This is a genomic window from Arthrobacter sp. MYb229 (assembly GCF_002975405.1).
Lineage (GTDB): Bacteria > Actinomycetota > Actinomycetes > Actinomycetales > Micrococcaceae > Glutamicibacter.
In genome coordinates this window covers 154,035-160,146 of record NZ_PCPS01000007.1, presented here as the reverse complement: position 1 = coordinate 160,146, position 6,112 = coordinate 154,035, and the positions used below count along the sequence as shown (strand labels likewise).

Genomic DNA, 6,112 nt, shown 5'->3' with positions numbered 1-6,112 from the left:
CGCAGGCTGCGGGTCATGGTGGCGAACCCGTAGGAGAAAGCTTCTGGCTGTTCTTTGATCCGGCCCATGAATCGGCTAACCGTGGCATCCGACGCTACTGAGCCAAAGAGTTCTGGTGCGGCTCGTAGCTGGTCAATATGGCTCATCCCAATCGGGGGTGTAGGAGTTGGGGTCTGAAGCCGCCGGTCTCGAGCAGGCTTCGGGCGATGTAGTTGGTCAGGTTGCGGAACCCGAGTGCGGAGCCGCGCAGGTGTTCGAGCCGTCCGTTGAGCGCCTCGGTCGGCCCGTTGCTGGTGCCGGGTCGTTCGAAGTAGGCGAGCACGTCAGCGGCTCGCTTCTTCAGGGTCCGGCCCAGGGTGGTGACCTCGGTGAGCACCTTGGGGACGCCGGCGCTGAGGTCGGTGATCAGCTTCTCCTTGAGCTCGCGGCCACGTTGCCGGTCCTCGTGGCGATAGGCGGCGATCATGCGCTGGTAGACACCCCCGGTCGCCTCGACCTCGACGTGAGCGTCATCAACGAACAGCGCGCGTAGCCTGTCGCTCTGCTTGTCGGTGAGCAGGTCCGCGCCAGTGTGCAGCGTGCGCCGCGACTTGTAGAGCGGGTCGTCCCTGAACCCACGGTGCCCGTGGATCGCGAGTTGGACCCGGCGCCGGCACCTGTCGAGGGCGTCACCGGCCAGGCGCACGACGTGGAAGGGATCCATCACCGTGACCGCGTCCGGGATCTCCTCTGCAGCGGCGGTCTTGAACCCGGTGAAGCCGTCCATCGCGACCACCTCGACCGCGTCACGGAAGGCGTCGTCGCGGTCGGCGAGCCAGGTCTTGAACGCCGCCTTCGACCGGCCCTCGACCATGTCCAGCAGCCTTGCTGGGCCGGCGCCATCGCGGACCGGGGTGAGGTCGATGATCACGGTGACGTACTTGTCGCCACGCCTGGTGTGGCGCCAGACGTGCTCATCGACGCCAATGACCTTCACGCCCTCAAACCGCGTGGGGTCGTTGATCAGCAGCCGCTTGCCTTCAGCCAGGACCGCGTTGTTGGCGGTGTCCCACGCGACCCCGAGTCCCTCGGCGACACGGGCGACGGTGAGGTGTGCGACCACGATCCCTTCCAGCGCCCACCGCAGCCCGGTGCGCGAGAGCTTCGCGCGTGGCTCCGCCGCGGCGCTGGTGTCTTGGCGCCACACGTGCCCGCAGTCGGCACAGCGGTAGCGGCGCACTACAACTTCCAGCACGGTCGGTCGCCAGCCCAGCGGCTCGTGGGCCAACCGCCGGATCACGGTGTCACGAGCAGCGCCTTCGCTGCCGCACCGTCGGCACCACTGATCTGGTTCCACCACGCGGCACGCGAGGACCGCGCGATCCGGTTCAAGTCGTTGTCCGGTCACGCTCAGACCGAGGCCGTCGAGTCGAGCGAAGGCGGTCAGGTCAGGGCGGCCGAAGCCGGCCGGCGGGGTAGCGTCGGTCACGTCGAGGTCTTTCGGATGGATGCGTAGGAACCTCCATCGTCGGGAGACCTCGACGTCTATCTGCGGACCGACGCGCCCGGCCGACCTACACCGTCATCTGAGAAGACCCCTGAAACGTCTTCGACGACGACGGGACCGGCGAGGATGAGGGCGCGGTGAGCTAAAGGAATGGAGCTAACTCGGCTTCGACGCCGCCGCAAGCTCCGGTGAAACGGTCGGTACTGGTCGGTCGTCGTCGGTCACCACCGGATGGCGGCGTCCCCCACGCTCGGCGTTTGCGCAGGTCAGCGGCTCGTTCGCCCAGTGGGCGCATCAAGCGATAGACGCAAAGCCGACGTGATTCGGTCGTCGGTTCGATTCCGACAGACGGCTCCGGCGAACAGCCCCTGACCTGCGGAAACGCAGGGCAGGGGCTGTTCGGTTCTGGTGGTCGCGCGATGCGCTGGCCTCACGGCTCTGCCCGACACCGACGTCGCTCTCCTCTGCGACGGACCCCTCGCAGGCTGAGCGCTCGCGGCCGGCATCCTGTCCGTGTGCCGATAGGCCTCGCACCGCTCGGCAACGCAGCGTGGCGTTGCGTCGCGACCTGGCGACGGCTCGGCGGGGCGCGATGGTCTCGTGCGTTGGCGGACTACGGGAGCTTGGACGCGAGGACGTCGGCCGCCAGGATCTCGGGTGCTGCGCCGAGGAGGTGCTGGTTGGCCATCAGGGCTGCGACGATGGCGCCGTTGGCGTGGGCGTCGCGAGCGGCCTCGTCGGGGAATGCATCGAAGATCCAGAAGGTGTCGGTGTGGGTCCTGACCGCGAACCAGACAATCGTTCCTACTTCTTCGTTGGCGAGCGCGACAGCTCCGGCGAGCAGATCGGCGAGCGCGTCGTGCTGTCCATCGGCCGCGACGATCTTGGCGACGAAGGCATACGGAAGTGATGCGGGTGTTGACATGAGGGGTTCTCCTAGGTGTCGAGGTTTCTTGGTGAAGCGAGTTCAGTCTATGACGAAAAAGGGCATGTGAGAAGTGGCGTATACGGCAGTATTGCTATTGTTTACGTCATGCGTATCGGACTGATTGCGATCGACGGCTGCTTCGGTTCGGCTATCGCGTCGATCATCGACATCGTGCGGGTGGCCGACGGAGCCCGCGGTGATGTCGACCCGCGGATCGACCCGATCGAACTCGCCATCCTCGGACCGAAACGGCGAGTGACCACGACGGCATCGATGACCCTGTCGGTGGACCACCCGCTGTCGGAGTCCGCAGAGTTCGACGTGGTCGTCGTCCCTGCGCTTGGAACCCTTACGGCCGCCGCTACCAACGACGCCCTCCAGAGCCGAGATGCTCGTTCGGTCATCGCCTCGCTCGGGCGCCTCGACGAGGCGACCACCCGGATCGCCGCGGCGTGCACCGGCGTGTTCGCCGTCGCCGAGACCGGACGGATGCATCATCGGCGGGCGACGACCAGCTGGTTCCTGGGGCCGGAGTTCCTGAAGCGCTATCCGACCGTCGCCCTCGATCTCGACACCATGGTCGTGGTCGACGGGAACCTCGTCACCGCCGGCGCCGCCTTCGCCCACATCGACCTCGCGCTCTCACTCGTGCGATCGATCAGCCCCGACCTGGCCCAACATGTCGCCAAGCTCCTCATCATCGACGAGCGTCCGTCGCAGGCGGCCTTCGTCGCCTACGAACATCTCCGGCACGAGGACCCGATCGTCGTCGAGTTCGAACGCTTCGTGCGCGCCCGCCTGGACGAACCGTTCAACGTCGCCTTCGTCGCGCAGTCGCTCGGCACCAGCCGGCGCACCCTCGAACGACGAGTCCGTGCGGCGCTCAACCTCACTCCGCTCGGCTTCGTCCAACGGCTTCGCATCGAACGAGCTCGGCACCTCTCAGCAACCACGGACCTCACCTCCGCCGAGATCGCGCTACGGGTCGGCTACGCGAACGCCGAGACTCTGCGCTCCCTCCTGCGCAGGGAGCGACGCCGTTCCTGACCTATCGCCATGCCTTAGAACCACCTCTCAGCACGTCGCGTCGACGCTCCTGCGTCGCCCCTGGACGCCCCACTCGACACGCCCGCAGCACAGGCCATGCGACGTGCCCCGGCTTCCCGGACGGTCGGGGTTGGGTGGCTATGATGTCGCTGCGTTCTCGTCGAGAGGATCAGCAGACCCGATCAGGGTCGATTGGGATGAGACGCGAAGGCGGTCAGGTCAGGGCGGCCGAAGCCGGCCGGCGGGGTAGCGTCGGTCACGTCGAGGTCTTTCGGATGGATGGCGTAGGAACCTCCATCGTCGGGAGACCTCGACGTCTATCTGCGGACCGACGCGCCCGGCCGACCTACACCCTCATCTGGGAAGAGCCGTCAATATCTGTGGCTTGTTCACCGCCGGCCGCCAAGGACAGGGCCAGCGCGCCGAGGATCTTGCCTGGCCGGTGCGTTGCGGTAGCGGGTACGAACTGGCTGAACCGGTCCTCGCATACCCTGCGGAAGTCCACCGCGTTCAGGAAGCTGGTCAGCACCGACAACCCTGCATGGGAGACCAGAGATTGACCGGTGAGTTGGGTCGGGATAGCAGGGAAAACGTGAGTAGAATGGTTCACAGAAAAGGTGATCCTTCGAACGGGTATTTTGGAAGCTTAGACACTCCCATTTTCCCTGTTCAGGTCACCTTTTCATCTTTTAAGTCAGTTAATGACTACCGGCCTTCATGAAATACCCGGGTTAGAATGTGGAGTGTGAATGAAACCGGTGAAATTGCACTCCTGCCAGAGAACTACTCAGACAAGGTGTTCGCGATCCTGCTCGGCATAGCCGACGGCGCAACCCACGCCCGCGACGATATCGATCCCGGCGCCACCGAATTGCTCCCGCTGTATATGGCCGACGGGCTGCTCGAAGCCCTCGAATGGGCCAACGACGGTGTGGGCAGCGATGAAGCGGCCTGTATGTGGCTTGCCTCGCTGCGCGGCTACGCACAGCTGACCGGGTCTTTCCCTACCGGAGCGCCCGAACCGCTGAAACGCTGGATCGATGCCGAGTTCGCCAAGGTTGAACTGCACGAAGGCATCCTGCCCGGCGACCCGCAAAATGTCGCCGGACTGAACTCCGCCGATATGGGTCAGCGCGTTCGCCCCACGGGCCCCAACGCCGATTCAACCGGAGTGCTTCCGCGTGCGGCCGTTGCCGCACTGCTGGCCCGCGTACCCGTGGACACCACGGTTGCCGTGGCCCGCTCGGCCGCATTCCTGACGCACGATACCCAGGCTGCCAACACGGCCATCGCCGCCGCAAAGATCATTCGTTCGGCCATGGAACGCTCCGAAGGCTCCGCCGGCGAATGGGAAGGCATGCTTGAAGGGCTGGAAGGCCCTTCGGCCGAGGCCCTGCGCCAAGTCGTTTCGATCGTCCGGGATTCGCTGCACCTGTCACCGACCGATGCCTACGCTGCCTACTTCGCCGACAAGGGACCCGCCGAGGCCGAAGAAGAATCCGATGTCGAAGCCGAAGAGGCGCCAGCAGACGACGAGACCACCGTACGCGACCCAGAAACCGATGCCTACGCCGTAGCCCTGTTGGCTGCCGTTTATGGTTCCGATGCAGTGGGCGACCGCCCTGCCTCCGCGTTGGATGACATCATCTCCGAGCTGCATGACCGTTGGATGGCCCTGCTCGTCTAAACGCGTATCGCTGCGACGGTGCCGACATAATCGTTGGCTCGCCTGGTCCCGGATTCCGGAAGATTGGTGCCGGGACCAGGTGAGCAGACTTCTCAAGGTTCTAGGCAAACCTGCCGTACACGCCACAGCGGGATGTCGACGCGAACACTCTCGGGTTCTCACATTCCGCCGGCAACGCGCAGCGTCGCCCCGGTGGTGTACCCGGCATCCTCGGAGAGCAGCCACGCGACGGCTCCGGCAATCTCTGCCGGATCTCCGGCGCGCCCTAGTGGGATCGCAGCGGCCACTTTCGCTGGCCGCTGCGGGTCCTGGTGGAAGTCGGTCCAGACAGTCCCGGGCTCGACGCAGTTGACACGGACGCCATACGAGGCGACCTCTTTTGACAACCCGACGGCAAGGGCGGCCACGCCTGCCTTCGCGGCAGCATAGTGCACGTAGGAACCGGGGCTGCCAATCGTGGAGGCTGCGGAACCAATAAGCACCAGTGAACCGCGCGTCGCCTTGAGGCGCGGGATTGCGGCGCGTGCGGTCAGCACCGGGCCAAGCAGGTTGACCTCGAGATCCTGCCGGATCGCCTCGGGGTCGAGATCGTCCAATGCTCCGACAGCCTCGACGGCGCCGGCCGACGCAACCACACCCGCTAGCGGACCGAGGGCCTCGCTGGACCGAAAGAATTCTTCCAACGACGTCGGATCGGTGACATCGACGCGGGAGGCGAGCGCATGACCGCCCTGCTGGCGGACATTGTTCGCTAAGGAGATTGCGGCTTGCTCATCGCAGCGGTAGCCGATGAGAACATTATGCCCCGCGGCTGCAACGCGTTGGACGATGGCAGCGCCAATGCCCCGTGACCCGCCGGTGACCGCGACCACCATTCCAGAAGAGTTCATTCACCGAGCTTAAACGCGGCAGGCGGGCGCGCCAAATCTGGGCACCTGAACACTCATGCAAGTTACTGGCGCGA

5 protein-coding genes and 2 pseudogenes are annotated in these 6,112 nt (G+C 65.3%); 2 read left to right on the top strand and 5 right to left on the bottom strand.

Going from position 1 to position 6,112, the window contains the following annotated elements:
- The 3 genes and pseudogenes from CQ019_RS16310 to CQ019_RS16300 form a co-directional block, all read right to left on the bottom strand.
- A pseudogene (locus CQ019_RS16310) lies at positions 1 to 137 on the bottom strand (IS1380 family transposase); the annotation flags it as partial.
- 5 nt (positions 138 to 142) lie between these two features.
- Positions 143 to 1,468 (bottom strand): ISL3-like element ISPfr2 family transposase, encoded by a 1,326-nt coding sequence (locus CQ019_RS16305; RefSeq protein WP_105570130.1) that lies wholly within the window; start codon positions 1,466 to 1,468, stop codon positions 143 to 145.
- Between the two features lie 631 nt (positions 1,469 to 2,099).
- Positions 2,100 to 2,411, bottom strand: a complete 312-nt coding sequence (locus CQ019_RS16300) for a putative quinol monooxygenase (RefSeq protein ID WP_105570129.1) — start codon at positions 2,409 to 2,411, stop codon at positions 2,100 to 2,102.
- Between the two features lie 108 nt (positions 2,412 to 2,519).
- On the opposite strand from CQ019_RS16300, the gene CQ019_RS16295 reads away from it, so the two are divergent.
- A complete protein-coding gene (locus CQ019_RS16295; protein WP_062244175.1) occupies positions 2,520 to 3,461 on the top strand; it encodes a GlxA family transcriptional regulator in 942 nt (313 codons plus the stop codon).
- Positions 3,462 to 3,831: 370 nt separating this feature from the next.
- Here the strand turns inward: CQ019_RS16295 and CQ019_RS16290 are convergent.
- Positions 3,832 to 4,071: pseudogene (locus CQ019_RS16290) on the bottom strand (IS1380 family transposase); the annotation flags it as partial.
- 135 nt (positions 4,072 to 4,206) lie between these two features.
- Here CQ019_RS16290 and CQ019_RS16285 point away from each other — a divergent pair.
- Positions 4,207 to 5,148 (top strand): ADP-ribosylglycohydrolase family protein, encoded by a 942-nt coding sequence (locus tag CQ019_RS16285; protein ID WP_181148561.1) that lies wholly within the window; start codon positions 4,207 to 4,209, stop codon positions 5,146 to 5,148.
- 158 nt (positions 5,149 to 5,306) lie between these two features.
- Here CQ019_RS16285 and CQ019_RS16280 read toward each other — a convergent pair whose 3' ends face one another.
- Positions 5,307 to 6,038: an SDR family NAD(P)-dependent oxidoreductase gene (locus tag CQ019_RS16280; protein WP_105570127.1), complete on the bottom strand. Its 732-nt coding sequence runs from the start codon at positions 6,036 to 6,038 to the stop codon at positions 5,307 to 5,309.
- Between the last annotated feature and the right edge of the window lie 74 nt (positions 6,039 to 6,112).